Source organism: Streptomyces sp. NPDC048420, from assembly GCF_040651535.1.
In the GTDB taxonomy this organism is placed as follows: Bacteria; Actinomycetota; Actinomycetes; order Streptomycetales; family Streptomycetaceae; genus Streptomyces.
Genome location: NZ_JBEZKG010000011.1, coordinates 249,465 through 275,062 on the forward strand (window position 1 = coordinate 249,465; position 25,598 = coordinate 275,062).

The 25,598-nt window shown below is 70.8% G+C and carries 23 protein-coding genes; 15 read left to right on the top strand and 8 right to left on the bottom strand.

Features of this window, described 5'->3' with window-relative positions; all coding sequences use genetic code 11:
• Positions 1-557: 557 nt before the first annotated feature.
• On the bottom strand, positions 558-1,073 hold the full coding sequence (locus AB0D34_RS22235; RefSeq protein ID WP_362663912.1) for an SRPBCC family protein: 516 nt from the start codon (positions 1,071-1,073) through the stop codon (positions 558-560).
• A 6-nt stretch (positions 1,074-1,079) separates the two neighbouring features.
• The gene (locus AB0D34_RS22240) at positions 1,080-1,424 is read right to left on the bottom strand and encodes a metalloregulator ArsR/SmtB family transcription factor (RefSeq protein ID WP_362663914.1); all 345 of its coding nucleotides are present in this window, start codon (positions 1,422-1,424) and stop codon (positions 1,080-1,082) included.
• A 180-nt stretch (positions 1,425-1,604) separates the two neighbouring features.
• Between AB0D34_RS22240 and AB0D34_RS22245 the strand changes: the two genes are divergently transcribed.
• The 8 genes from AB0D34_RS22245 to AB0D34_RS22280 all read left to right on the top strand — a co-directional run bounded on the left by AB0D34_RS22245 (position 1,605) and on the right by AB0D34_RS22280 (position 7,740).
• Positions 1,605-3,104, top strand: a complete 1,500-nt coding sequence (locus tag AB0D34_RS22245) for an MFS transporter (protein ID WP_362663916.1) — start codon at positions 1,605-1,607, stop codon at positions 3,102-3,104.
• 95 nt (positions 3,105-3,199) lie between these two features.
• Complete coding sequence (locus tag AB0D34_RS22250; RefSeq protein ID WP_362663918.1) at positions 3,200-3,694, top strand: isoprenylcysteine carboxylmethyltransferase family protein; 495 nt, start codon at positions 3,200-3,202, stop codon at positions 3,692-3,694.
• A 36-nt stretch (positions 3,695-3,730) separates the two neighbouring features.
• The gene (locus AB0D34_RS22255; protein WP_362663920.1) at positions 3,731-4,738 is read left to right on the top strand and encodes a Ppx/GppA family phosphatase; all 1,008 of its coding nucleotides are present in this window, start codon (positions 3,731-3,733) and stop codon (positions 4,736-4,738) included.
• Between the two features lie 28 nt (positions 4,739-4,766).
• The gene (locus AB0D34_RS22260) at positions 4,767-4,937 is read left to right on the top strand and encodes a hypothetical protein (RefSeq protein ID WP_362663922.1); all 171 of its coding nucleotides are present in this window, start codon (positions 4,767-4,769) and stop codon (positions 4,935-4,937) included.
• Between the two features lie 379 nt (positions 4,938-5,316).
• Positions 5,317-6,330 (top strand): iron-containing redox enzyme family protein, encoded by a 1,014-nt coding sequence (locus AB0D34_RS22265; protein WP_362663924.1) that lies wholly within the window; start codon positions 5,317-5,319, stop codon positions 6,328-6,330.
• A gap of 21 nt (positions 6,331-6,351) precedes the next feature.
• The gene (locus AB0D34_RS22270) at positions 6,352-7,026 is read left to right on the top strand and encodes a HemK2/MTQ2 family protein methyltransferase (protein ID WP_362663926.1); all 675 of its coding nucleotides are present in this window, start codon (positions 6,352-6,354) and stop codon (positions 7,024-7,026) included.
• Positions 7,007-7,240 carry a CDGSH iron-sulfur domain-containing protein gene (locus AB0D34_RS22275; RefSeq protein WP_362663928.1) on the top strand — a complete coding sequence of 78 codons (234 nt, stop codon included), beginning with the start codon at positions 7,007-7,009 and terminating at the stop codon, positions 7,238-7,240. The genes AB0D34_RS22270 and AB0D34_RS22275 overlap by 20 nt, the downstream gene beginning before the upstream one ends.
• A gap of 119 nt (positions 7,241-7,359) precedes the next feature.
• Positions 7,360-7,740, top strand: a complete 381-nt coding sequence (locus AB0D34_RS22280) for an STAS domain-containing protein (RefSeq protein ID WP_362663930.1) — start codon at positions 7,360-7,362, stop codon at positions 7,738-7,740.
• A gap of 134 nt (positions 7,741-7,874) precedes the next feature.
• Here the strand turns inward: AB0D34_RS22280 and AB0D34_RS22285 are convergent, their stop codons facing one another.
• The gene (locus tag AB0D34_RS22285) at positions 7,875-8,309 is read right to left on the bottom strand and encodes a protease inhibitor (RefSeq protein WP_362663932.1); all 435 of its coding nucleotides are present in this window, start codon (positions 8,307-8,309) and stop codon (positions 7,875-7,877) included.
• A 322-nt stretch (positions 8,310-8,631) separates the two neighbouring features.
• On the opposite strand from AB0D34_RS22285, the gene AB0D34_RS22290 reads away from it, so the two are divergent.
• The 3 genes from AB0D34_RS22290 to AB0D34_RS22300 all read left to right on the top strand — a co-directional run bounded on the left by AB0D34_RS22290 (position 8,632) and on the right by AB0D34_RS22300 (position 11,361).
• Positions 8,632-9,195, top strand: coding sequence for a hypothetical protein (locus AB0D34_RS22290; RefSeq protein WP_362663934.1), 564 nt, complete (start codon positions 8,632-8,634; stop codon positions 9,193-9,195).
• A 183-nt stretch (positions 9,196-9,378) separates the two neighbouring features.
• Complete coding sequence (locus AB0D34_RS22295; protein WP_362663936.1) at positions 9,379-10,068, top strand: alpha/beta hydrolase; 690 nt, start codon at positions 9,379-9,381, stop codon at positions 10,066-10,068.
• 123 nt (positions 10,069-10,191) lie between these two features.
• Entirely contained in the window at positions 10,192-11,361 is a 1,170-nt protein-coding gene (locus AB0D34_RS22300) for a lactate 2-monooxygenase (RefSeq protein WP_362663938.1), read from the top strand.
• Between the two features lie 38 nt (positions 11,362-11,399).
• Here the strand turns inward: AB0D34_RS22300 and AB0D34_RS22305 are convergent, their stop codons facing one another.
• From AB0D34_RS22305 to AB0D34_RS22315, 3 genes are all read right to left on the bottom strand, one after another.
• Entirely contained in the window at positions 11,400-13,016 is a 1,617-nt protein-coding gene (locus AB0D34_RS22305) for an RICIN domain-containing protein (RefSeq protein ID WP_362663940.1), read from the bottom strand.
• A gap of 500 nt (positions 13,017-13,516) precedes the next feature.
• Positions 13,517-13,894, bottom strand: a complete 378-nt coding sequence (locus AB0D34_RS22310) for a hypothetical protein (RefSeq protein WP_020134791.1) — start codon at positions 13,892-13,894, stop codon at positions 13,517-13,519.
• A 3-nt stretch (positions 13,895-13,897) separates the two neighbouring features.
• Entirely contained in the window at positions 13,898-14,143 is a 246-nt protein-coding gene (locus tag AB0D34_RS22315) for a hypothetical protein (RefSeq protein WP_362663942.1), read from the bottom strand.
• A gap of 151 nt (positions 14,144-14,294) precedes the next feature.
• Here AB0D34_RS22315 and AB0D34_RS22320 point away from each other — a divergent pair, with 151 nt between their 5' ends.
• The 3 genes from AB0D34_RS22320 to AB0D34_RS22330 all read left to right on the top strand — a co-directional run bounded on the left by AB0D34_RS22320 (position 14,295) and on the right by AB0D34_RS22330 (position 17,545).
• Positions 14,295-15,017, top strand: a complete 723-nt coding sequence (locus AB0D34_RS22320; RefSeq protein WP_362663944.1) for a 2OG-Fe(II) oxygenase — start codon at positions 14,295-14,297, stop codon at positions 15,015-15,017.
• Positions 15,018-15,110: 93 nt separating this feature from the next.
• The gene (gene sigJ, locus AB0D34_RS22325; protein WP_362663946.1) at positions 15,111-16,019 is read left to right on the top strand and encodes an RNA polymerase sigma factor SigJ; all 909 of its coding nucleotides are present in this window, start codon (positions 15,111-15,113) and stop codon (positions 16,017-16,019) included.
• Positions 16,016-17,545 (top strand): cytochrome bc complex cytochrome b subunit, encoded by a 1,530-nt coding sequence (locus tag AB0D34_RS22330; RefSeq protein ID WP_362663948.1) that lies wholly within the window; start codon positions 16,016-16,018, stop codon positions 17,543-17,545. Before sigJ ends, AB0D34_RS22330 begins: the two co-directional genes overlap by 4 nt.
• Here the strand turns inward: AB0D34_RS22330 and AB0D34_RS22335 are convergent.
• Together AB0D34_RS22335 and AB0D34_RS22340 are read right to left on the bottom strand one after the other, a co-directional pair.
• Positions 17,490-19,733, bottom strand: coding sequence for a glycoside hydrolase family 9 protein (locus tag AB0D34_RS22335; RefSeq protein ID WP_362663950.1), 2,244 nt, complete (start codon positions 19,731-19,733; stop codon positions 17,490-17,492). The genes AB0D34_RS22330 and AB0D34_RS22335 overlap by 56 nt on opposite strands.
• A gap of 94 nt (positions 19,734-19,827) precedes the next feature.
• Positions 19,828-22,926, bottom strand: a complete 3,099-nt coding sequence (locus AB0D34_RS22340; RefSeq protein ID WP_362663952.1) for a glycoside hydrolase family 2 TIM barrel-domain containing protein — start codon at positions 22,924-22,926, stop codon at positions 19,828-19,830.
• Between the two features lie 257 nt (positions 22,927-23,183).
• Here AB0D34_RS22340 and AB0D34_RS22345 point away from each other — a divergent pair, with 257 nt between their 5' ends.
• Positions 23,184-25,565 (top strand): SpoIIE family protein phosphatase, encoded by a 2,382-nt coding sequence (locus AB0D34_RS22345; protein WP_362663954.1) that lies wholly within the window; start codon positions 23,184-23,186, stop codon positions 25,563-25,565.
• Positions 25,566-25,598 lie beyond the last annotated feature (33 nt).

Below are 25,598 nucleotides of genomic sequence, written 5' to 3' on the forward strand. Positions count from 1 at the left end.
AGCCACCCCGCGACAGGTCGCGTAAAGGAGAGCCCCCGGGGTGGACCGGACCACCCGCCACAGATCCCGCAAGGGGCGCCATGGAGGCCCGGCGCTCCCCCTACGGATGGCGTTGCCTGCATCGGACCACCCCCGACGGCCGCCGCTGAGAATGGACGCTTCCCCGCCCATGAACGACAGGCAGCGCGAGAAACCGGACGACCCCACGGCAGGCAGCGCCACGACCCAGGCAACCCCACAGCAGGCAGCGCCGCGGAGGCCCGGCGCTCCCCCTACGGATGGCGTTGCCTACGTCGGACCACCCCCGGCGGCCGCCGCTGAGACTGGACGCTCCCCCGCCCATGAACGACAGGCAGCGCGAGAAACCGGACGACCCCACGGCAGGCAGCGCCACGACCCAGGCAACCCCACGGCCCGTGGCGCGAGGAACCGGACGCCCACACGGCAGGCGGAGTGAGGAATCGAGCAACCCCGAGCCCGCTGCCGTAGGGGTCGGTCCTCCCCCGTCGTATGGCGCGACGGGTTTCTCTCCGTCCCCCGCAACAGACGCCCCGGAGTCAGTCCGTTCCCGGAACCGGCGCTCCGGACGGGACGCCCGCGTCGACATACGCCCGGTAGAGCTCCTTCCAGGGCGCGGAGGCACCCGCGGCCTGCTCGCCGTGGGCCTTCGCGTCGAGGGCGGTCAGGCACACCTCCCAGCCGGCGCCGTTGCGGGCGGCGGTGTCGGCGGCGCTCAGGACGTTGGTGAGCGTGAAGCGGGTCCGCTTCTCGTCCAGTGGCTCCAGGTCGAAGTGCAGTTCGTCGCCGCCCCACTCGAAGGACAGGTGCCGGGGCTCGTCGACGGCGATGACCCGGCCGGTCGAGTCCGCCATGTGGGGGTCACCGCTGAACCTGATCGTGCCGCCGGGGCGCAGCTCGATCTCGGCGCGGGACGGGAACCAGTGGGCGAGTTCGTCGGCATCGGTCACGAACTGCCAGACGCGCTCGGCGGGATGGTCGTAGGTGCGGCTGAAGCGGACGGCCGGGCGCCCGTCGTCCAGGGTCAGATAGGTGCCGGTGAGATCTGCGGCCATGGTGGATCAGTCCTTCGGGGCGGTTTCCTCGCGGGTGTCGGGTGCTGTCTCGTCGAGGCGGCTGCCGAGCACGTCCAGGCTCGTGTTCCAGAGCTTCCGGTACGGGGTCAGCCAGGCGTCCAGTTCGGCGATCGGGGCCGGGTCCAGGGCGTAGACACGGCGTTGCGCGTCCTGTCGTACCCGGACCAGACCCGCCTCTCTGAGCACTTTCAGATGTTTCGAGGTGCTCGGCTGACTCAGTCCGCACGCCTCCACGATCTCCCCGACCGGCCGGGGCCGCTCCAGGAGCAGCGCGACGATGGCCCGCCGGTGGGGGTCGGCGAGGGCGGTCCAGAGCGCGGCATCGGACATGACCCCAATATGCCTCAACAGTTATATTCCAGTCAAGGAATAAGGCGTGGTCGCGGACGTCACGAGTGCCCATCCAAGCGAAACGTTGCCGTTTCGCTGAAAGTGTTCTAGCCTCAGCGTGTACGAAACGGTTTCGTTTACGAACTGGTAACGCCCGCCCTTTCCCTGGAGTGGTTTCCCATGTCACAGAAGACTCTGACCGAGAGCCGGGAGGACGCCGTCGAGGCGCAGCCCGACGCCTCGCCCAGGCGATGGTGGATACTCGCCGTCGTCGCGCTCGCGCAGCTGATGGTCGTCCTGGACGCCACCATCGTGAACATCGCGCTGCCCTCGGCCCAGGCCGACCTCGGCTTCTCCGACGGCAACCGCCAGTGGATCGTCACGGCCTACGCGCTGGCGTTCGCGTCCCTGTTGCTGCTCGGCGGCCGGATCGCGGACCTCTTCGGCCGCAAGACGGCCTTCCTGATCGGGGTCGCCGGCTTCGCCGCCGTCTCCGCGCTCGGTGGTGCCGCCACCAACTTCGAGATGCTGGTCACCGCCCGTGCCCTGCAGGGCGCGTTCGGCGCGCTCCTCGCACCCGCCGCGCTCTCGCTCCTGAACACGACCTTCACCGACGCCAAGGAACGCGCCAAGGCGTTCAGCGTCTACGGCGCCATCGCCGGTGCCGGTGGTGCGGTGGGCCTGCTGCTCGGCGGCATCCTGACGGACGCCCTGGACTGGCGCTGGACGCTCTACGTCAACGTCGTCATCGCCGTGGTCGCCTTCGCGGGCGGCTGGCTGCTGCTGCACAACCACCGTGACGCCGCGAACTCCAAGCTGGACGTGCCCGGCACCGTGCTGGTCGCTGCCGGTCTCTTCTCCCTGGTCTACGGCTTCTCCAACGCCGAGACGCACGACTGGAGCGCCCCCGAGACCTGGGGCTTCCTGATCGCGGGTGGTCTGCTTCTGGCCGCCTTCGCCTGGTGGCAGACCCGTGCCGCCCATCCGCTGCTGCCCCTGCGCATCCTGCTGGACCGCAACCGCGCCGCCTCCTTCGTCGCCGTGCTGATCTCCGGCGGCGGCATGTTCGGTGTGTTCCTCTTCCTCACCTACTACCTCCAGCTGATCCTCGGCTTCAGCCCGACGAAGACCGGTGTGGCCTTCCTGCCCATGGTCGCCGCGCTGATGGTGGCCGCCCAGGTGAGCACCACGAAGCTGGTCCCCGGGATCGGACCGAAGGTCGTCATCCCGCTGGGCTTCGCGGTGGCCGCGGTCGGCATGGCCTGGCTGACCGGGATCGGCGTCGGCTCCAGCTACGCCTCCCACGTGCTCCCGCAGCTGATCGTGACCGGCTTCGGCCTCGGTCTGGTCATGCCGCCCGCCATGCAGCTGGCCACCGGCGGGGTCGCCGCCGAGGACGCCGGTGTCGCCTCCGCGACCGTCAACGCCATGCAGCAGGTGGGCGGTTCGATCGGTACGGCGCTGCTGAGCACGCTGGCCGCGAGTGCCGCCACCGACTACCTGACCGGCAAGGACGCGACGAACAAGCTGGTCCAGGCCCAGGCGACGATCGAGAGCTACACCACCGCCTTCTGGTGGTCGGCGGGCCTGTTCGCCGTCGGCACGCTGATCACCTTCCTGCTTTTCCGGCGCGGGGTGCCGGAGCAGGACCCGGACGCCGCACCCGTCGTACACATGTAACCGCCACAACAGGAGCCGCACGGTCCGAAGGGCCGCCGTCAGCAGGGAGACGGCGGCCCTTCCCCTTTGCCCCGACGCGCTGCGACGGTGGTCGTATGCGCAGACCGACGGCGGCACTCGGCAGCACCCTCTTCCTCGCGCTCGCCCCCGGCACCGTGGCGCTGCTGCTGCCGTGGTGGCTGACCGGCTGGCATCCCGGCCACTGGTGGCTGCCGGTCCGGCTGCTCGGCCTGGTCCCGCTGGCAGCGGGCGTGCTCGCACTGCTCTGGTCGTTCGGGCGGTTCGTGGTCGAGGGACTCGGCACTCCCGCCCCGGTCGCGCCCACCGAGCACCTGGTGGTGGGCGGGCTCTACCGCTACGTACGCAATCCGATGTACGTCGCCGTCGTCGCGGCGATCGCCGGTCAGGGCCTGCTGCTCGCACGACCGGCGCTGTTCGGGTACGGGGTCGGCGCGGGACTGCTGATGGGGGCGTTCGCCCACTGGTACGAGGAGCCCGAGCTGGCGCGGACGTTCGGTGCCGAGTACGAGCGGTATCGACGGGCGGTGCCCGGGTGGTGGCCGAGAGCGACGCCCTGGCGCGACGGCTGACGTTGGAGCGGGCTCCCCGTGGGTACCCACACGGCCATGCGGATAAGCGTGGTGGATGTGGGTTCGAACACGGTGCGGCTGGTGGTCGCGGACGCCCAGGACGGGGTGCCGTTGCCGGTGCACACGGCGAAATGGCGGCTGAGACTCTCCGATCATGTGCGGCCGGGCGGACCGGTGCCCGAGGAGGCCGTGGAGCGGCTGGTGGAGGCGGTCGAAGGGGCGAAGCGCACTGCCGCGCGGTGGGGCGCGGCCGAACCGCTGGCCTTCGCGACCGCCGTCGTGCGTGCCGCGCCGAACCGCGTGGAGGTGCTGCGCACCGTCCGGACGCGCACCGGCGTCGATCTGCGCACCCTGCCGGGTGAGGTGGAGGCCGAACTGACGTTTCTCGGGGCGCGGCGGTGGATGGGCTGGCGGGCGGGGCCGCTCGCGCTGATGGACATCGGCGGCGGCTCGCTCGAAGTCGCCTTCGGACGTGGCCGGCTGCCGGACTTCGTGGCTTCGCTGCCGCTGGGCGCGGGCCGGTTGACCCATGAGTTCTTCGAGGGGCAGGACCCGCCGTCCCCCGAGGCGGTACGGGCGCTGCGCCGCAAGGTCCGCCACCAACTGCGGGACGTGGCCTCACGGATCCGCTGGGAGGGACCGCGCACCGCGGTGGCCACCTCGCGCACCTTCGAGCAGCTGGGACGGCTCTGCGGAACCCCGCCCGGGCGGCGCGGACCCTTCGTGGAGCGCCGGATGCGCCGCGCCGACCTGCGGGAGGCCATCGACTGTCTGGCGATGCTCCCGGCCGCCCGGCGGGCCGAACTGCCCGGTATCTCCGCCCCGCGCGCCGCGCAGAGCCTGGCGGGTGCGGTGGTGGGGCACACGGCGATGAAGCTCACCGGCATCAGGACGGTCACCATCTGCCCCTGGGCGATCCGCGAGGGCGTGCTGCTGCGGCACATCGAGGACGGCCCGTCCTGGTGGGCGGAGATCACCCGCCGCAACGAGGAGGCCGCCCTGCCGGACCCGGTGCCGCTGCGCATCGCGGCCGCCACCCGCTGAACCCTGGGAAACTGGGAAAGGAGACACCGTGCCCGACAAGAAGCAGGCGCCGGACACCGCCCTGGAGGAGGTTCTCCAGGAGTTCGAGGACGCCGAGAAGCACACCGAGGACTCCGGCGAGAAGCGCGGGCGCCGGGGCGAGGCCGGGGAGGCCATCACCCCCAACACCCGCGCCCAGGAGGAGTCCGAGGGCCAGTGAGCTACTCCGGCGGCGCGCCCAGCGGGCGCGCCGCCGGCGCGCTCGCCACGCCGTACAGATTGGCGGCCATGGCCCGGGCCGGGGCCCAGATGCCAAGACGTCCACGCCTGGCCCGGGAACGGTGTAGCCGATGTCGGCGAGCGCGCCCGAGATCTCGCTGATCACATGGTGCGTGCCGTCCTCGCTACCGGTGACGACCACGCCCGCGACCCGGTTGCAGGCGAGGGGCCTGCCCTCGTGGTCGCTCTCGGAGAACATCGCTTCCATCCGCTCCAGCACGTGCACGCCGTCCTTGCGGAGGTGTTCCACGACGACGTTCGCAAACGCCTCGCTGTTGGACGGATCGGGTGACCTGGCGCCGCCCGGGTACCCGGGGCGCATGGACCACGATCGTCAAGGGCCACCGCTGCCGGCGGCCCGGGGACCCGTCTCGGCGGCCGTCGAGGAGTATCTGCTCGGCGCCGGGCCGCTGCCGCGCCACGAGGACGTCGCGGCGGCGGCCGTGTACGGCGACGACTTCCAGCTCGCCCTGTACCTCTGCTACGAACTGCACTACCGCGGATTCGCCGCGGTCTCCCCCGACCACGAGTGGGACCCCGACCTGCTGCGCACCCGGGCGGCACTGGAACACCGCTTCCTGTCCGCCCTGCGCACGGACACCCAGATCCACGACAGCGTCGAGGACGCGCTCGCCGGGCTTCTGGTGGAACCGGTCGACGGCACCGGCCTCAGCCATTTCCTGAGCAAGGAGGGCGAGCTGTGGCAGGTGCGCGAGTACGCGGCCCAGCGCTCGCTCTACCACCTCAAGGAGGCCGACCCGCACGCGTGGGTGCTGCCCCGCCTGTGGGGCAGGGCCAAGGCGGGCATGGCGGCGGTGGAGTTCGACGAGTTCGGCGGTGGCCGCCCCGACCGCGTTCACGCCCGTCTCTTCGCGGAACTGATGACCGACCTGGGCCTGGACACGACGTACGGGCACTACCTGGAGGCGGCCTGCGCGGAGATGCTCGCCACGGTGAACCTCATGTCCCTGCTGGGCCTGCACCGCAGCCTGCGCGGGGCGCTCGTGGGCCACTTCGCGGCGGTCGAGATCACCTCCTCGCCCGGCTCCCGGCGACTCGCCGAGGCGATGCGCCGCACCGGCGCGGGACCGGCCGCCGAGCATTTCTACGACGAGCACGTCGAGGCCGACGCCGTCCACGAACAGGTCGTACGCCATGACGTCATCGGCGGACTGCTGGCCGAGGAGCCGCATCTCGCCACCGACGTCGCCTTCGGTATCGACGTCACCGGGCAGGTCGAGGACCGCCTCGCCGACCGCCTCCTGCACGACTGGCAGGCCGGACACTCGTCCCTGCATTCACTCCAGGCATCCGAAATACCCCATATTTCCTGAATATCGGGGTACTTGGCCGGGGTGAGATCACTGAACCCGCCCCTGGCTCTCCCCGGTGTCTACACCCCGCAGGAGGACACCGCGCTCCTGGCCGGGGCCCTCTCCGAAGAACCGTTGCCGCCGGGCGCGCACGTCCTGGACGTGGGCACCGGGACCGGCACGCTGGCACTTCAGGCGGCGCGCCGGGGCAGCCGGGTGACCGCGGTGGACGTGTCGTGGCGGGCGGTGTGCACGGCCCGGGCGAACGCCTGGCTGACCGGAGCGTCGGTCAGCGTCCGGCGCGGGAACCTGTTCACCCCTGTGCGGGATCAGTCCTTCGATCTCATCCTGGCCAATCCGCCGTATGTACCGGCACCGACAGACGTCCGGGCGCCGCGCGGGAGGGCGCGGGCCTGGGACGCCGGCCATGACGGGCGGTTCGTCCTGGACCGGGTCTGCCGGGAGGCGCCCGCGCTGCTGCGCCCCGGCGGAGTGCTGCTGATCGTGCACTCCGAGCTGAGCGACTCGGGGCGAACGGTCGCGCATCTGCGCGCGGCAGGCCTCAAGGCCGCCGTGACCCGCCGTCACCGGATCGCGTTCGGCCCGGTGTTGCGCACCCGGGAGGACTGGCTGCGTGAACGCGGGCTGCTGTCCGCCGTCGCCACAGCCGACGAGAAGGAAGAGCTGGTGGTCGTCCGTGCCGAACTCCCCGTCTGACCGACCGTGCCGCGTCCGCGTCCAGCAGCGCGGTCCGCTGCTTGTCGAGGGCCCCGTGGAAGTGGAGTTGGAGGACGGCAGCACGGTCGTCTCCGACCGCTTCCAAGTGGCCCTGTGCACCTGCCGACGCAGTCGCCGCTACCCCTGGTGCGACACCAGCCACCGGGAGCGGACCCGGGGAGCAGACTCACCTATGGACAAAAAGTCAATGTAATTGACAGAAATTCACTGGGTCGAGTGAACCAGATCTTGCGCACCTCGCTGGATGGATGTTCCGGGCCGCCGCGGGGTAACTACCGAGATCAATGCGTCCCTCGCCGAGGTGGAGCGGCCATGACGCCGGAGTCCGACGACCGCGCTCCCGAAACGCCCGCGGCGAACCCGTATGCCCGCACCCGGGTGGACGGTGGCTTCACCGTGGTGGAGGCCGTCGGCGAGATCGACCTCGCGACAGCGGGCTTCCTCGCGGAACATCTGGACGCGGCGACCGGCACCGCCCGGCCGGACGTGCTGGTCGACCTGCGGCTCGTCGAGTTCTTCGACTGCTCGGGCCTTCGGGTGCTGTGCCGCGCCGACTCCCGCGCCAGGGAACGCGGCGGACAGCTGCGCGTGGTCACCGACCGGCCGCGGCTGCACCGGCTGCTGCGCGCCGCGGGCCTGTGGGCCCGTTTCCCGCCCCTCCGGGAGATTCCCCGGCTTCCCGAGCAGCGGTGACCCGAGGGTCCGGCGGACGGCCCCACTCCGTCCGCCGGCCCTCGGTACGGGATCACGGGGATCCCTGAGAGGGGCGGCACTCCCCAGCTGCGGGCCCCTCGGACAGGTCACGGGAACCGCGCGATCCCGGTCCCTCAGAACGTGAAGACGCTCATCCCGGAGGAGTTCTTCACGCACTCGTTGGCGAAGGTGCGTTCATAGGAGACGCGCTTGCCGCGCCAGACGCCGTCGGCGGTGACCACAACCGGGTTGTACTCCCTGGTGCACAGCGCGTCGGATCTGTCCGCCAGGGCGCCGAAGTCACCTTGGACGGCGCGCAGTTCGGCACAGGCCGTACTCGCGGCCGGGTGGGTGCCCGAGGAGGTCGGGGCACAGGTCAGGGTCACGGCCCGTTCCGGCGTGACGGTGGCGGCGCTCTCGCCGTGGCCGAGGGTGAGCACGAGGGCCGACGGGGCGTAGAGGCCCATGGGAGCGGCGGCGGGTTCGGCGAGAGCGGCCCCGGTCAGGGGTCCGCAGACGGCGGTGGCCGTGAGGCCGAGGGTCGCTGCCCAGCGCGCGGTGTTCCGCATTGTGTGCATCCTTCCGCTGGATTCGAGGGTGTGCCCTCCGGCTCGGTCGGTGCCGGAGCGGCGAGCGCGAGTCTGCCGAGTCCTGGCCCGAACTTCACATCGACCCCGCGGCTTTCAGTAACCTTGCGTGTTGAATCAGTGGCGTGAAGTCACATCATCGGAACAGTCGGGCCCCTCAACCGGGCGGCTCTTGATCGCCCGGTCCGGCCGGATGGCCTGATTACCCCGCCTCGGCAATAGGCCTGAAACATTCCGCTTCAGCCGTCGGCGCACCTCTCCGCAACCCCTTGCGTTCATGAAGCAGGGGAGTAATCGTCATTACATGATTACTGACGAGCAACGAGAGAAGCTGCGTGGCTGGTTCACCGGCCGGTTGCCTGACGACCTCTTCGAGGCCCTGGTCGAGGTGGTCGTCGACCGCGAGGAGATCACCGTGATCGGCCGCATCCCCGGCCCCCGGCTCGCCGAGGACGTCTCGGCCGCCGAGCGGGAGGCGGCCGTACAGGGCCGGATCCAGGAGTTCCGGGAACGCACCCGCGAGGACCGCATCGAGGTCGCCGTCGAGGCCGAGCACAAGTTCCGCCGGAAGGTGTCCTGGGGCGTGGAGTGCGACGGCGAGCGCGCCCTGTTCACGCACGTGGCCGCCCCTGTCATGACCCGGCTGCGCCAGCCCGAGCGTCAGGTCCTGGACACCCTGATCGCCGGCGGGGTCGCCCGCAGCCGCAGCGACGCGCTCGCCTGGTGCGTCCGGCTGGTCCAGCGGCACACCGACGACTGGCTCGCCGAGCTGCGGGACTCCCTGGAACACGTCCAGCGGGTGCGGGAGCGCGGGCCGGACACCGAGGGGGTGGCCGATTCCTCCACCGGAGATCCGGAAGATGGATGAGAAGTCCACTGGCTGGGGTGCCCCGGCGGGCCGTACCGTCGGCACACCCCAGCAGGACGTCATCCTCAACCGCGGGCCGTGTACGGGCCGGAGGGGGCGCGACTGGCACACACCGTCGAGGTGCCGGTGCCGCCGATCACCGTGCCCCGGGGCGGTGTCGGTGCCGTCGGCTACGTTGCGGGCATGACCAACTTCGTACTGGTGGCGGGCGCGAGGCTCGGAGCGTCGGCGTGGGACGAGGTCGCGGCGGAGCTGCGCGCGGCCGGACACGAACCCCGTCCGCTGACGCTGTCGGGCCTCGCGGAGAAGCGGGGTGTCCCGGCGGGCCAGCAGACCCATGTGCGGGACATCGTCGACGAGGTGGAGCGGCTGGACCTGCGCGAGGTGGTGTTGGTCGGGCACAGCTACTCGGGCATACCCGTGGGGCAGGCTGCCGAGAGGATCGGCGACCGGCTCGCGAGGGTGGTCTTCGTGGACTCCAGCGTGCCCGTGGACGGGGAGTCGTTCCTGTCCGGCTGGCCGAGCGACCACGTGCGTGAGGAGATCGAGAAGAGCGACGGCTTCTGGCTGCCGGTGGGCCCCGAGCACTACGCCGGCCAGGGTCTGACGGACGAGCAGATCTCCCGGATCATCGACCGTTCCTCCCCGCACCCGGGCGCGACGCTCACCGAACCCGCCGTCCTCACCCGTCCCCTCGGTGAACTCCCCGCGACCTACATCAAGTGCCTCCTCGACGACGAGGAGCCGATGCCCGTCGTGGCCGAGCTGCTCAAGAACGACTCGTGGGAGCTGGTGACGATGGACACGGGTCACTGGCCGATGTTCTCGCAGCCGCGCGAACTGGCCGCGATCCTTCGGGGCGCAGCCGCCTGAGCCGATTCCCGTCGGCGGCCGCCGACCGACCGGATCGCCAGCGGCAGCCACCGACCCGTCCCGCATACCCACCGGTATGGTCGGCGTCGGCGCACGCTCGACGACGAGAGGCGGGACGGTCCGATGGCGAAGCACTGGGCGGACTTCCAGTACGAGATCTACCTGAACGGCATGTCCGGCGCGGTGCCCCGGCTGCCCACCGATCTGACCCGGCTGGAACAGCTCACCGAACAGCGGCTCGGGCCAGGCCCTGTGGGCTATGTGGCGGGCAGCTCGGGCGACGGCAGTACCGCGCGGGCGAACCGGGCGGCGCTGGAGCGGCGCCGGATCGTGCCGCGCATGCTGCGGGACGTCCACGAACGCGACCTGTCCGTCGAGGTGTTGGGGCGCTCGCTGCCCGCCCCGCTGGCGCTGGCTCCGGTCGGAGTCCTGTCGATCATGCACCCGGACGCGGAGCCGGCCGCCGCCCGGGCCGCCGCGGCGCAGGGCGTGCCGTACATCCTGTCGTCCGCCTCCAGCACTCCGATGGAGCAGGTCGCCGAGGCGATGGGGGACGCCGAGCGCTGGTTCCAGCTGTACTGGCCCAAGGACCCCGAGGTGGCCCTGAGCTTCCTGAACCGGGCGAAGTCGGCCGGATTCACCGCCCTGGTCGTCACCCTGGACACCCCGCTGCTGGCCTGGCGGCCCCGCGATCTCGACCAGGCGTATCTGCCGTTCCTGCACGGCGTGGGCACCGCCAACTACTTCTCCGACCCGGCCTTCCAGGCAGCCTTGGCCAAGCCGGTGCACGAGGACCCGAACGCTGCCGTGCTGCACTTCGTGGGCATGTTCGCGGACCCCGGCAAGACCTGGCCGGACCTCGCGTTCCTGCGGGAGCACTGGGACGGGCCGATCGTCCTCAAGGGCGTTCTGCACCCGGACGACGCCCGCCGCGCCGCCGACGCCGGGATGGACGGGGTCGTGGTGTCCAACCACGGCGGCCGCCAGGTGGCCGGGTCCGTCGGAGCGGCCGATGCGCTGCCGCAGGTCGTGGAGGCGGTCGGCGACCGACTGACGGTGCTCTTCGACAGCGGGATCCGCACCGGCGACGACGTGTTCAAGGCCCTCGCGCTCGGCGCCCGCGCGGTGCTCCTCGGCCGGCCGTACGTCTACGGCCTGGGCCTCGACGGACAGGCGGGCGTCGAGCATGTGATCCGTTGTCTGCTCGCCGAGTTGGACCTCACGCTCGCCCTCTCGGGCCACGCGAGCCCGGTTACGGTCGGCCCCGACGACCTCCTGGAGGCCCCCGCCTGAGGAGAGGCCTCCCTGGGGACCCCGACCGGGTCCCGTTCCTAGATCTGGTCAGCGAGCTCCGCGGGCTGCGCCTGCGGCGCCTCGCTCCCGGTGACCGACAGCGAGCCGGGGCTGGCGTTGGTGGTGGGGTCGGTCAGCCAGCGCTGCTGGTCCGAGTGGTCGCGGACCTTGACGACGATATCGGCGCCCGGGTCGTCGGTGGTGGTGGCGAGGGCGAGCTGCTCGTCCCAGCGAGGCAGTAACTCCCCCTGCACGGTGAGGTCGTAGCGCACGTCTGCGGCGCGCTTCGTCTTCTCGTCGGCGCACTTGCCGAGGATGACCACGCCCGCGTCCACGTGCGAGTCCAGGCACAGCGCCGGATCGGCCTCGCTGCGCAGCAGCCCGTCGGCCTCGTACGACCACTGCTGGGTCACGTCGGTCGAACAGGCGGCCAGTTCGGTGCCGGCGCCCTCCTTCACCGTGCCCCGGATGTCCAGGCAGAGGTCGGCGTCGGCGTTGCGCAGCCGGGTCACGGCCGGCGCCGTGGGCAGCTGGGCGGCTCCAGGGCTCCTGCTGACGGCGCCGGGAGCCGGGTCGTTGCCGGTGGCGCTGGTGGAGGCGGCCGGGTCGGCGCCGTCGTCGTGCGACCACATGCCCGCGGCGAGCATCGCGGCGAGGAGCCCCGCGGAGGTGAGCCCCACTCCGGTGAGCACTGTCCGCGAGGACCGCAGTCCCCCGCCCTCGCCTGGACCCCGACGGCCGGGGGTCGGGATGCGCGCGAGGATGCGGCGGCGGGCGGCGCCGTGCCGGCCGGTACCGCGGCCGCGTCCCGTCTCCTGGGGCGTACGCCCGGCGCGCAGTTCGAGATAGCGACGGGCACCCCAGCCCAGGACCGCCTCGGCGAGCAGGACGCCCAGGCCGCCCTCGAAATGGCTCAGTTGTTCCGCGGCGGAACGGCAGTAGCGGCACTCCGCGAGATGCTGCTGGACATCCGGAAGCAGGGCTCCGCCGCGCCGAATCGGAACGTCCAGGAGGCGGTTGTAGAAGCGGCAATCCTTGGTCGGCGCGAGTTCCCGATGGGCATGTACACATCCTTCCCGGAGTTTTTCACGCGCCTGTTCGAGTGCCGCCGACGCGGTGTCGACGTCCATGCCGAGGAGCGCGGCGGGGACGGCAATCGACTCCGCCTCCACCTCGGTGTGCCACAGCAGACAGCGGGCGAGTCCGGGAAGGGACTGGAATGACCGCTCGGCGAGCTTGCGATTTTCGGGTGTCATGGACTTGGCGGCTCGCATACCGCGACCACCGTTCGGTTTCATCAGGTCCGGCAGAACCCCGGTTATCCGCTCCTCGGCCACCCACTCCCTGACCGTGTCCCGCACGGCCACGAGGGCTCTGGGGCGCAGCGCGAGGGCCGGTTCGCCGAGTGCGAGCCGGTCCAGGACCTGGTGGAAGGCGGCCGCGGCCACCATGGAGGCGGTCTCGGACGGGGAGGCGAGACAGATGACCGCGTATTCGTGGGCGGGTTTCCAGTGGCGCGCCATGAGCAGCGCGACGGCCTGGGCGGCCTCACCGTCGGGTCGGCCCCTGAGCCGGGCGGCCAGATCCTCGTCGGATTCTCCGGAGGCGCCGCCGGCCGGCGGGTAAGGAGGGAGTGGCGGGTGGGGGGTTGGCACTGAGCGGATTCCTTCCCAGGGGCATGGGACTCACAGAAGAACTCGTTGCCGAAAAGGAGTGCCGAACGGCGCATCCCTTTTGGGCGTGGCGTGGGAAGCACGAATTCGCCGAAGCCCCTCCACCCCGGTTCCCCACGGGACGAATGCGACCCGGCCCTTGCCCCCCACTCAGGTGGTTCACCCTTGCACAAGTCACTCGTGACCAACAAGGCACCTGAGCAACATGCATGCCAATTGAAAGATAGTCACACGGCGTCGCAACTGCGTGCGCTCGCACCGGCTTTCGACATTTCATGCGCCCCGTGTGAAGCCCGCGCACGCGCCGGAGCGCCACGCACGCTCCCCCCACCCGGCGACCGGTAGTCCACTGGAACCGGCCCTTCTCGGAGGTCCCGCGCGGGACGGCGGCTCTCCCGTGCGAAACCCCGGCCGCCAACCCCGTTCCTCCCGCCCTCGGTCGGCGGCCCCGGGGGCGGGGCGGTCGGCGTCCGGCCGGGGACTCAGATCTGCCAGGAGCGCAGTCGGTCGGCGGCGCCGTACACGTCGGTCTTGCCGGAGATCAGGTCGCGGGCCAGGTCGACGAGGGCGCCGTAGGGCGGGTCGATGCCGACTCCGCTGACGAACATGTAGGCCACGGCGGTGGCGCAGGCGAAGCGGGCGTTGGCCGAAGGTAAGGGCTTCAGCAGGGCGAGGGTGTGCAGCAGGGCGGCGGCCCGCCAGGCCGGGTCGGAGTCGACCCCGAGGCGGGGCGGATCGACACGGTGCCGGGCGACGGCGGCGACGAGGGCCGAGAAGTCGTTGATCGTGGGCTGCTCGGGCAGGACCTCTTCGTGACGCTGGAGCAGCCAGGGCACGTCGATGTGAACGACGGAAGCCATCGGTCAGACGACCCGTCCCGCGCCCTTGACGGCCGGTTCGTCCTCCGGGAACGCGGCCGCGAACTCGTCGGCGTGGGCGGAGAAGAACCGCCGGAACGCCTCCGCGCCTTCCTGCAGGGCCCGGTGCCGGGCGATGTCGGCCGCGGCGGCCTCCCGTACGAGGGCCTTCATCGACGTACCTCGCTCCTTGGCGATCTGCCGCAGGTCCTCTAGCTCGCGGTCGCTGAACTCCACGTTGAGAGCTGGCATGTCACCACGGTACCGCGAGGGTACTCGGCCGTAAATATACGCAGGTCAAACAGGGTTCCTCGCGGTACCGCGAGGCCAGGAACACGGCGTCCGATTCCCGCCGGACGGGCAGCGCACGGCGTCCCACACTCGGAGGCGAGGAGGAAACGACATGACCGTCACCCCCGCCCTGGCCCGCACCCGCGTCGCCAGGACCGACTGGGCCGCACTCGCCGCCGAACTGGACACGCACGGCTGCGCCGCCACCGCCCCGCTGCTGACGCCCGCGGAGTGCCGGGACCTCGCGGCGCTGTACGAGAAGCCGGAGCTTTTCCGGACCACCGTGGACATGGCGCGGCACCGGTTCGGTTCGGGCGAGTACCGCTACTTCACCCACGATCTGCCCGCCCCGGTAACCGCCCTGCGCGCCGCGCTCTACCCGCGTCTGCTCCCCGTCGCCCGCGACTGGGCGGCCCGTCTCGGGCGCCCGGCACCGTGGCCGGACTCCCTTCAGGAGTGGCTGGAGCGCTGCCACGCGGCCGGGCAGGACCGCTCGGCGCAGATCCTGTTGCGCTACACGGAGGGCGACTGGAACGCGCTGCACCGGGACGTCTTCGGCGATCTGGTCTTCCCGCTCCAGGTGGTGATCGGTCTCGACGAGTACGGCACCGACTACACGGGCGGCGAGTTCCTGATGGTCGAGCAGCGCCCCCGGGCCCAGTCCCGGGGCTCGGCGACCGTGCTCCCCCAGGGCCACGGAGTGGTCTTCACGACCCGAGACCGGCCGGTGCGTACGCAGCGCGGCTGGTCGGCCGGGGCCATGCGGCACGGAGTGAGCGTCCTGCGCTCGGGACGCCGGCACGCGCTCGGGATCGTCTTCCATGACGCCTCCTAGATGAGGCGTGGGTCACATTCCGGCCGCTCGATGTCACATTCGGGGGCCTGGAGGCCTCGCAGTAGTGAGCGCGCTACTGGGAGGCCACGCGAGATGTCCGAGATACCCGTTCCCGACGCCGAGGACCCGACCGGGGTCTTCGTCGAGCACCGAGAGCTCATGTTCGGCGTCGTCTACAACATGCTGGGCAGTGTCGCCGACACCGAGGACGTGCTCCAGGACACCTGGTTGTCGTGGTCGCGCCGGGGCCCCGACGGGATCGACAACCCTCGTGCCTATCTGGTCCGGATCGCCGTCAACCATGCCCTGCAACGGCGGGCCGTGGTCAACCGCCGCCGCGAGACCTACGTCGGCCCGTGGCTGCCCGAGCCCCTGGTCGCCGACGAGACGAGCGCCGACGACGCGGCGCTGCGGACCGAGTCCGTGTCGCTCGCGATGCTGGTGGTTCTGGAGTCGCTGTCGCCGCTGGAACGCGCGGTGTTCGTGCTGCACGAGGTGTTCGGGTACCCCCACACCGAGATCGCGGAGATCATCGACCGCGCCCCGGCCGCCGTACGGCAGTTGGCGCACCGCGCGCGGACCCATGTGCATGCCCGCAGGCCGCTGTACGAGGCGCATCCCCGGGTGCGCCGGGAGGCGACCGAGCGGTTCGTGCGGGCCGCGGTCGGCGGGGACATCGCGGAGCTGATGGAGATCCTCGCGCCGGACGTGACCGTGTGGACGGACGGCGGCGGCATGCGCGGGCAGGCCCTGCGTCCGGTGCACGGCCGCGACAAGGCGGCCCGGTTGCTCAACGGGTACGCGAAGCGGGGCGGGGCCCACCTGGACCTGGAGCTGCGCTACCGGCGGGTCAACGGCGACGACGCGGCGGTGCTGTTCGAGCACGGCTCGCCGTACGCGGTGATCGTCCTGGACCTCACGCCGGAGGGCGACCGGGTCTCGGGCCTCTTCGTCGTCACCAACCCCGACAAGCTCACCCATGTCCCGAAGGAGGAGGCGTGACCGCCACGGAACGCCGGGCCGAACCGGCGAAGGGTGAGCGGCTGTCCGGCTGGCTCGACGGACGGCTCGGCACCCGCACGCTCGGCGCGAAGTACCTGCGCAAGGTCTTCCCGGACCACTGGTCCTTCCTGCTCGGCGAGATCTGCCTGTACAGCTTCGTCGTACTGATCCTGACCGGCGTGTGGCTGACGCTGTTCTTCCATCCCTCGATGAACGAGGTGACCTACCACGGCAGTTACACGCCCCTGAACGGGGTGCGCATGTCGGAGGCGTACGCCTCGACGCTCGACATCAGCTTCGATGTGCGCGGCGGACTGCTGATCCGGCAACTGCACCACTGGTCGGCGCTGATCTTCGTGGCCGCGATGCTCACGCACATGATGCGGCACTTCTTCACCGGCTCCTTCCGCAAGCCGCGTGAGGTCAACTGGCTGTTCGGCTGGTCCCTGCTGTTCCTCGGCCTGTTCGAGGGCCTCTTCGGCTACTCGCTGCCGGACGATCTGCTGTCGGGCACGGGCCTCAGGTTCGTCTACGGCGCCACCCTGTCCGTGCCGATCGTCGGGACGTACCTGGCGATGTTCCTGTTCGGCGGCGAGTTCCCCGGCCACGACATCGTGGCCCGCTTCTACTCGCTGCACATCCTGGTGATCCCCGGCATCATGGCGGCCCTCGTGGTGGCCCATCTGATCCTGGTCGTGTACCACAAGCACACCCAGTTCGCGGGCCCCGGAAAGACCGAACGCAACGTGGTCGGGACGCCGTTCTTCCCGGTGTACCTGGCGAAGGCGGGCGGGTTCTTCTTCCTGGTCTTCGGAGCGCTCACGCTCATCGCGGCCGTGGCGAGCATCAATCCGGTCTGGTCCTACGGCCCCTACCGCGCCGACCAGGTCTCCACGGGCGCCCAGCCGGACTGGTATCTGGGGTTCGCGGAGGGGCTGGTGCGGGTGATGCCGGGCTGGGAGATCACGCTGTGGGGCCACACGCTGATCCTGGGAGTGCTGATCCCGGTCGTGATCTTCCCGCTCCTGCTGGTGTTCATCGGCGTCTACCCGTTCCTGGAGGCCCGGTTCACCAAGGACAAGCGGGAGCACCATCTGCTGGACCGCCCGCGCAACCGTCCGGTCCGTACGGCGATCGGCGCTTCCTGGATCAGCCTGTACCTGATCCTGCTGGCGGGCGGTGGAAACGACATCGTGGCGACCCGGCTGCACCTGTCCATCAACACGGTGACGTGGGCCGTACGGATCGGGATGTTCGTCGTCCCGGTGATTGTCTTCGTCGCCACCCGGCGCATCTGCCTGGGTCTCCAACTCCGGGACCGGGAGCTGGTGTTGCACGGCCGGGAGACCGGCGTGATCAAGCGGCTGCCGCACGGGGAGTACGTCGAGGTGCACCAGCCGCTCGATCAGGCCCGGCTCCACACGCTCACCGCGCACGAACGGCCCGGTGAGCTGGTGGAGCATGCTCAGGTCAGCCTTGATCCGCCACGAAGGACGCCATCCGGGTCAGGGCCGAGTTCCAGTTGATCGTGTGCTCGTTGGTCGACCAGGACTGGATGTCGTCGATGTAGCAGAACTGACCGACACAGCCCTGGAGTCTGCTCTGCGCGTAGGGGTCCTGGATGGCGGAGTTCGGCCCGCCGGCCAGGGTCCCCTTCGGCGGGTTCGGCTGGCTCGGGTCGAGCTGGTGGGCGTACCAACGAGCGTGCTGGTTGCGGGAGTTGACCTCGCCGTATCCGGTCACGTACGAGATGTTCAGGGCGTTGCGGCCGAAGATGTAGTCGATGCCCTGGAGCGCGCCGTCCCGGTATTTGGTGGCCCCGGTGATGTCGTAGGCGGTGGCGATGACGATCCCGTTGTGCAGGATCTGGTGGTTGGAGCCCCAGTCGTAGAGGTTTCCCTCCGGGGCGTACGGCATGCCGTACGGGTGGGCCTTCAGCGTGGACAGGTAGCGGTCGGCGCCCTTGACCACCGACTGCCGGACCTTGTCACGGCCGGGCAGCTTGCTGGGCACGGTCGCCAGGTCCAGCCGGGCCGCCGCGGCCGTGCGGGCCCAGTCGTAGCCGACGGGGACGAAGATGTCGGCGGTGTGGACCGGCGAGGCGAGCACGTGGTCCTGGAACGCCTTCTCCCCGGTGCTGAGGTACAGCTCGGCCGCCGCCCAGTAGAACTCGTCGGTGACGTTGTTGTCGGCGTAGGTGCCGCCTCCGATGCCGTCGCTCTCCGAGGCATACAGGTCGGGGTGGGCGAGGGCAGCCGTCCAGGCCTTGCGGGCGGCCGCCAGGGCCTTCGCCGCGAACGCCTTGTCGTACGGCTGGTACAGGCGGGCGGCCTGCGCGGCCGTGGCGGCCAGGTTCAGGGTCGCCGCGGTGGACGCCGGATGCAGCTCACGCTTCTGCGGATCGTCGGCCGGCATCAGCGGCAGGCCGGTCCACTGCTCGTCGTGGATCTTGTGGTGGGCCATCCCGGCCAGCGGCTGCCCCTCCGGCACCTGCATCTTGAGCAGGAACTCCAGCTCCCAGCGGGCCTCGTCGAGGATGTCGGGCACCTTGTTGCCGCTCTCGGGGATGGCGAGGGTGCCGTCACCGAGCTTCCCGGGCTGGCCGGTGCGGGCCAGCAGCTCGCGTTCGTAGGTGCTCAGCACCTCCCAGGTGGAGATGCCGCCGTTGACGACGTACTTGCCGTGGTCGCCGGCGTCGTACCAGCCGCCGGTGACGTCGAGGGTGTAGTCGCAGACGCCCGGCTGGCAGGGCACGTCCTTGTCGCCCTGGTTGGGGGCCACGTTCACATGGCCTGCGGCGCGGCCGTAGCCCGGGCGCAGGTCGTCGCGGATCGCGGTGCCGCTGCGCTGGGTGTAGTAGTACTTCGCCGCGTCGAGACGGAGTTGCTCATAGGCGGCGGTGCCGATGTCGAAGGGTCGGCTGGTCTCACCGTCGGCGACCAGGGTGAGCCCCTCGCCGCGCTTCTTGTAGGCGCCGAAGTCGATCGAGTGGACGTTCTGCCCGGAGGAGACGTCGGTGCCGCGCGGCACGCTCCAGCCATGGGCGACGACGGCTCCGGAGGCGCTCTTCAGCTGCCAGGGCAGCTTCGCAGTGGCGTCGGTGACCAGGGTGGCGTTCTTCGGCCCGGCGGGCAGATAGGCGACCTGGTTGACTCGCACACGCGGTCCGGTGTCCGGCTCGTACACCTCGGGCGGGACCCCGCCCAGCAGGGACGCGTTGTCCATGCAGAAGCGGAACGGGTCGGCGCTGCCGCCGAGTTGGAAGCCGACCTGCCCCTGGGCGGTGTCGACGGGGGAGGTGAACGTGTACGAGTAGGAGTTCCCGGAGACGCTCAGCTGCGGGCTCACCTCGAAGTAGGTGTCGTAGGGCGCCACTTGCAGCCCCACGATCGCTCGCAGCACATGCCCTTCGGGCGAACCGTTCGCGGTGAAGGAGAACCTGTACGACTCCCCCTTCACCAGGGTGACGTCGTTCTGCCCGACGGCGGCGTCCCAGCGGTTGGCGGTCCCGCCGGGGATGTCCGCGCAGAGCTGTCCGTCGGACGGGCCGGCGGTGACGTTGCTGGTCGTCCACCAGGACTCGGTGGAGGTGTCGAAGGTGCCGTTCTCGAGCTGCTCGACCTCGTCGGCGACGGCTCCGGACGCCGGGAGGCCCACAAGTGCCGTACCCACGAGGGCCGTCAGGGCCAGCAGGGTGGTTCTATGTCGTTTCACGTCTGGGCTCCTCTGGAGAGGTGCGGGTGACGCTCGTGATGGGAGCGCTCCCAGATGCGGACGCACGCCATGCTGTTGCAGGCGTGACACTGCGTCAACTACCGGGGACCTCCAACTTGCCGATCCGCACCCCTCCGCGAGCCTCCCCCGGGTACGCGCTGGTCAGCGTGAGCCGGATCCGGGAGGCACGGACGGAGGCGAAGGTGATCACCGTCGGTTCGCCCGAAGCGGTGGCCCATTCGACGGATGCGCCCCGGACCGGGACATACGCCGAGCCGTCCCACACCGCCACCTCGACGGCGGAGGGCAGGCTGTGTGTGCTGCTCACGGTGAAGGACGCCTCCACCCGGTCGAAGGTCCTGGCCCGTCCGAAGTTCACGGAGACCCAGTCCTCGGCCCTTGCCCCACTGAAGGCGGGCAGCAGGGCGGTGGCCGCCTTGCTGAAGGCGTTGGACCAGCCGGTGGCGGGGTCGCCGTCGAGCATCGCGGCCGGCAGGGTGTCCGGGCGTCCGGAGTAACTGGCGTCGGCGTGGGGGTAGTTCGGGGGCAGGGGTGGGTCGGGGGTGAAGGGCGTCGGTTGGGTGACGGCGGCTGTCCGGGACGGGGTGGTGCGCACGTTCGCGGTGCCCGTCCGCAGGCCCTCCACGTTCGCCGTCACCTTCAGGACTCCCGGCTCGGTACCGGCGCGCACGATCGCGAGGGCCTTGCCGTGGAAGGCGGTCCGGGTGCCGGCCTGATAGCGCTCGGCGCTCTCCTCACGGCCGTTGTCGAGCCCGGCTAGGGAACCGCCCTTGACCGCGAAGGAGATCAGGTGCTCGGCGTCCGGCACCACCACACCCCGGGCGTCGACCACGTCCGCGGTGACGAAGACCAGCGAACGGCCGTCGGCGGCAACGGACTTGCGGTCGGCGGTGAGCCGTACGGCATGGGGTGCTCCGGCGGTGCGCAGCATGTCGATGGCGACGACCTTGCCGTTCCTTCGGGCGACGGCCTTCAACTCGCCCGGCGCGTACGGCACTTTCCACGCCAGGTGCAGCTTGCCCGCGCTGCCGTTCGGGCTGGTGTAGCTGCCGGGGTAGGGACCGTCGGTGAAGGTCTTGTCGTCGCCGGTCGCCTCGGTGGTCTCCAGGTACTCCCGGCCGTCGCTGGTCTTCTTGGTGTCGAAGGTCCGGGTGCCGAGGGATCTGCCGTTGAGGAACAGTTCGACGGTGGCGACGTTGGAGTAGGCCCACACCTCGACGGTGTCGCCCTTCTCGTGGTTCCAGGTCATCGGGAGCAGGTGGACCATGGGCTCGTCGATCCACTGGCTGCGGAAGAGGTGGTACATGTCCTTCGGGAAGCCGGCGGTGTCGACCGCGCCGAAGAAGGACGCCTTGACCGGGAAGACGTCGTACGGCGTGGGCTCCCCGATGTAGTCGATGCCGGACCACAGGAACTGCCCGGCGAACCACTTCCGGTCCCGGTCCTTCTTGTGCCCGTACTCGCCGCTCATGGTCCAGGAGGCGAGGTTGTTGTCGTACGACGAGGTGTCCCGTCTGCCGGGGGTGTGGTTCTCGCCGGTGTTGAGGTGCTCGGGCTCCTGGTAGGCCCCCCGGGTCGAGGTCTCCGAGGACGACTCGGACTCGAAGAGGAACAGGTGCGGGTAGGCGGCGTGCAGCTGGTCCACCGACTTGGCGGTGTTGTAGTTCAGGCCGAGGCCGTCCAGCTTCGCCAGCATCAGATCGGCCGCCGAGCCCTTGGCGGGCAGGCGGCGGTACTTGTCGGAGCCGATGATCAGCGGGCGGGTGTCGTCGACGGCCCTGATCGCGGCGATGATCCGGTCGGCCATGGCGAGCCCCGCGGTGGACGTGGAGTCGGGGATCTCGTTGCCGATCGACCACAGCAGCACGGCGGGCGAGTTGCGGGCCGCGAGGACCATCTCGGTCGCGTCCTTCTCGCACCACTCGTCGAAGAACCGGCCGTAGTCGTAACGGGTCTTGGGGGTCTTCCAGCAGTCGAAGGCCTCCACCAGCATCACGATGCCCAGCTCCTCGCAGACCTGGATCATCTCCGGGGAGGGCGGGTTGTGGGAGGTCCGGAAGGCGTTGACGCCCATCGACTTCATGATGGTCATCTGCCGGCGGGTCGCGTCGATGCTGACGGCCGCGCCGAGGGCGCCCAGGTCGTGGTGGAGGTCGACACCCCTGAGCTTGTGGTGGGTGCCGTTGAGGTGGAAGCCCTCGTCCGGGTCGAAGCGGAAGGTGCGGAAACCGAAGGGGGTGCGGTAGGTGTCCGTGGTCCGGCCGGCGACGCGCAGCTCGGTGTGCACGGTGTAGCGGTGGTCCGGTGTCGCGAAATCCCACAACTTCGGCTGCGCGACGGTGAGTTCGTGGGTCTCGGTGGCCTTCTCGGCGACGGCGACCGTGGAGGACGTACGGGCGACCGTGCGACCGCGGGGATCTGCGATCCGCGTGACGACCTCGACGTCGGTGCCGGCGCCGGACGCGTTCGCCACCGAGGTCGCCACCCGGACGAGACCTCGCTCCTCGGTGATCTCCGGTGTCGTGACATACGTGCCCCAGCGCTCCACATGCACCGGTTCGGTCACGACCAGGCGGGCCTCGCGGTAGATACCGCTGCCCGAGTACCAGCGGCTGCTGGGCAGCCGGTTCTGCACCCTGACCGCGATCACGTTCTCGGTGGTGCCGTCGGTGTGGAGCAGGCCGGTGAGGTCGAGGGCGAAGCCGGTGTAGCCGTAGGGGTGGCGGCCGACCTCGGTGCCGTTGCAGTGGACGTAGGAGTCCATGTAGACGCCGTCGAACTCCACCGAGATCCGCTTGCCGGCGAGGGCGGGCGGCAGGGTGAATGCGAGGCGGTACCAGCCCAGGCCGCCGGGGAAGAACCCGGTGCCGCTGGTGGTGCCGTTCTCGGTGGTCGGGGCGAGCTCGATGCTCCAGTCGTGCGGCACCGCGATCTCGCGCCAGCCCGAGTCGTCGTGTCCGGGGGACGCGGCGTCGGCGTACTCCCCCGTCGGATCGGTGATCCCGCCCGGGTTGACCAGCGCGAAGCGCCAGCCGTCGCGCAGCGCGACCGTACGGCGGCCGCGCGTGCTCCCGGCGGACTCGGCGGCCTGGGCCACCGGGGTGGCCAGAAGCGCTCCCGCGGCCGGGGCGGCCGTGGAAGCGAGCAGAACCGATCTGCGAGTGACCGTCATGGCGGCTCTCCCTCATCAGGACCCAGAAGTACTCACAACTGATCGTGAACAAACACAATCTGACGGTGAGCCACTTGCGGCCGTCAAGGGTGCGGTCAGCTGCTTCTGTCCCGCGTGTCACAGCGGCCCGATTTCCCCCTTGCCGGTGGTCCGGGTGGGCAGCGGGGTTCGGCGTTCGTGTGCGGAGGCGACGCACTAGGCTTGGCACCCAAGTGACCTGTTTGTTCACTGAGAGTGCGCGCAATGGAGTGGCGACGATGACCCTCGTGTACCCGTTCGACGACGCCGCGACGGCGCGTGCCGTCGTCGACGAGGACGGCACGCTGGTCGCGTGGAACGCCGGCGCGCAACGGCTGCTGGGCTGGTCGCCCGCCGAGGTCCTCGGCAGACCCGTCACGAACCTCCTGGTCGGCACGGACGGCGAGGTGCCGGACGGACCCGTCGGCGCCCGCTGGGACGGCGACCTCACGCTCTGCCACCGCGACGGCACGGCCGTGTCGGTGTGGCTGCTCGCCCATCACCGCGACTCCGCCGACGGCGGTCCCGGGCACTGGCTCGTGGTCACCCCGCTGGACACCAGCGGTCCCCGCTCCCCCGACGACCCGTTGCACACGGAAGCGCTGACCCAGTCGCCCTGTGCCGTCGCCGTGTACGACGACCAGCTGCGGCTGCGCCGGATCAACGACGCCATGGCCGAGGTGATCGGGCTGCCCGAGAAGCGCATCCAGGGCCTGAGGCTGTCCGAGATCGGTGGCAAGCAGCAGAGCGAGGAGCTTGAGGAGCACCTGCTGCACGTGCTCAGCACCGGCCGGGCGAAGGACGTCCAGACGTACATGCGGACCGGCGGCGAGTACAGCGCGCACGCCTGGCTGGCCCGGATGGCGCCGATCACCGACGCCGAGGGCCGGGTGCGGGGCGTGTGTCTGGCCGCCCACGACTTCACCGACAACTTTTTGGCCCGGGAGCGGCTCCAGCTGGTCAACGAGGCGAGCGTGCGCATCGGCACCACCCTCGACGTCAACCGGACGGCCCAGGAGCTGGCGGACGTCTGCATTCCGGCGCTCGCCGATTTCGTCAGCGTCGATCTGCTGGGCCCGCAGGAACACGGCGAGGGCCCGGTGTCGCTCGCCGCGCCGGTCGAGCTGTGCCGCGCCGCCCACCAGTCGGTGGACCGCGGCAATCCGCTGGCGGTGATGAAGCCGGGGCACACCGAGCTGTACCCGGCCACCTCGCCGCAGGCCGACTCGTTGGCCGCGGGCCGCACCATCGTCGCCACGGTCGCCTCGGGCCGCCTGGACCAGTGGCTCAACTGGAACAAGACCCGCGCAGAACGCGTCAAGGAGTTCGGCATCCACTCCACGATGTCGGTGCCGATCCAGGCCCGCGGCCAGACCCTCGGGGTCGCGGTCCTCACCCGGTACCGGCGGCCCGACCCCTTCACCCCGGACGACGTGCTGCTGGCCGAGGAGATCACCGCGCGGGCCGGGGTCTGCATCGACAACGCCCGCCGGTTCTCCCGCGAGCGCGAGACCGCCCTCGCCCTCCAGCGCAGTCTGCTGCCCCGGTCCCTGCCGCGCACGGCCGCCGTGGACGCGGCCTCGCGCTATCTTCCGGCCGCGCGAGCCGGGGTGGGCGGTGACTGGTTCGACGTGATCCCGCTGTCCGGGATGCGGGTCGCGATGGTCGTCGGGGACGTGGTCGGACACGGCATCCAGGCCTCGGCGACGATGGGCCGGCTGCGCACCGCCGTCCGCACCCTCGCCGACATCGACCTGGCCCCGGACGAGCTGCTCACCCACCTCGACGACCTCGTCGTACGCCTGTCCGCGGAGGCCGGCGGCGAGGGCAGTCCGGGCGAGGTCGGGGCGACCTGTCTGTACGCGGTCTACGACCCGGTGTCCCGGCGCTGCACGCTGGCCCGGGCCGGGCATCCGGCGCCCGTGATGCTGACGCCGGGCGGGGTGGCCCGCGAGGTGGACCTGCCCGCGGGGCCGCCCCTGGGCGTGGGCGGGCTGCCGTTCGAGTCGGCCGAGCTGGATCTGCCCGAGGGCACGCTGCTGTCCCTGTTCACGGACGGGCTGATCGAGTCCCGGGAGCGGGACGTGGAGGCCGGTCACACGCTGCTGGGCGAGTCCCTGGCCGTCTCCTCCGACTCGCTGGAGGAGGTCTGCGACCGGGTGCTGCACGCGCTCCTCCCGTCGGGCGGCGCTTCGGACGACGTGGCGCTGCTGCTGGCCCGCACCCTGGGGCTGCCCGCCTCGCAGGTGGCGACCTGGGACATCCCGGCCGATCCGGCCCTGGTGGCGCCCATCCGCAAGCAGGTCGTGGAACAGCTGGGCCGCTGGGACCTGAGCGAGGCGTCCTTCACCGCCGAACTGGTGACGAGCGAGCTGGTGACGAACGCGATCCGGTACGGCGCCCGCCCCATCCGGCTGCGGCTCATCCATGACGCGACCACGCTGATCTGCGAGGTCTCCGACACCAACCACACCGCCCCGCACCTGCGGCGCGCCAAGACCTGGGACGAGGGCGGCCGGGGGCTGCTCCTGGTCGCTCAGCTCACCCAGCGCTGGGGCAGCCGGCACACGGCCCAGGGCAAGACGATCTGGGCGGAGATCGGTCTCCTCGACGAGGAGTGAGCGGTCGGCTGTCCGGCGGGGTCGGCCGTGTCC

Coding starts and splice junctions, on each gene's coding strand:
- AB0D34_RS22235 (WP_362663912.1), bottom strand. CDS start 1,073: ATGGCCGCAGATCTCACCGGCACCTATCTGACCCTGGACGACGGGCGC.
- AB0D34_RS22240 (WP_362663914.1), bottom strand. CDS start 1,424: ATGTCCGATGCCGCGCTCTGGACCGCCCTCGCCGACCCCCACCGGCGG.
- AB0D34_RS22245 (WP_362663916.1), top strand. CDS start 1,605: ATGTCACAGAAGACTCTGACCGAGAGCCGGGAGGACGCCGTCGAGGCG.
- AB0D34_RS22250 (WP_362663918.1), top strand. CDS start 3,200: ATGCGCAGACCGACGGCGGCACTCGGCAGCACCCTCTTCCTCGCGCTC.
- AB0D34_RS22255 (WP_362663920.1), top strand. CDS start 3,731: ATGCGGATAAGCGTGGTGGATGTGGGTTCGAACACGGTGCGGCTGGTG.
- AB0D34_RS22265 (WP_362663924.1), top strand. CDS start 5,317: ATGGACCACGATCGTCAAGGGCCACCGCTGCCGGCGGCCCGGGGACCC.
- AB0D34_RS22280 (WP_362663930.1), top strand. CDS start 7,360: ATGACGCCGGAGTCCGACGACCGCGCTCCCGAAACGCCCGCGGCGAAC.
- AB0D34_RS22285 (WP_362663932.1), bottom strand. CDS start 8,309: ATGCGGAACACCGCGCGCTGGGCAGCGACCCTCGGCCTCACGGCCACC.
- AB0D34_RS22290 (WP_362663934.1), top strand. CDS start 8,632: ATGATTACTGACGAGCAACGAGAGAAGCTGCGTGGCTGGTTCACCGGC.
- AB0D34_RS22295 (WP_362663936.1), top strand. CDS start 9,379: ATGACCAACTTCGTACTGGTGGCGGGCGCGAGGCTCGGAGCGTCGGCG.
- AB0D34_RS22300 (WP_362663938.1), top strand. CDS start 10,192: ATGGCGAAGCACTGGGCGGACTTCCAGTACGAGATCTACCTGAACGGC.
- AB0D34_RS22310 (WP_020134791.1), bottom strand. CDS start 13,894: ATGGCTTCCGTCGTTCACATCGACGTGCCCTGGCTGCTCCAGCGTCAC.
- AB0D34_RS22315 (WP_362663942.1), bottom strand. CDS start 14,143: ATGCCAGCTCTCAACGTGGAGTTCAGCGACCGCGAGCTAGAGGACCTG.
- AB0D34_RS22320 (WP_362663944.1), top strand. CDS start 14,295: ATGACCGTCACCCCCGCCCTGGCCCGCACCCGCGTCGCCAGGACCGAC.
- sigJ (WP_362663946.1), top strand. CDS start 15,111: ATGTCCGAGATACCCGTTCCCGACGCCGAGGACCCGACCGGGGTCTTC.
- AB0D34_RS22340 (WP_362663952.1), bottom strand. CDS start 22,926: ATGACGGTCACTCGCAGATCGGTTCTGCTCGCTTCCACGGCCGCCCCG.
- AB0D34_RS22345 (WP_362663954.1), top strand. CDS start 23,184: ATGACCCTCGTGTACCCGTTCGACGACGCCGCGACGGCGCGTGCCGTC.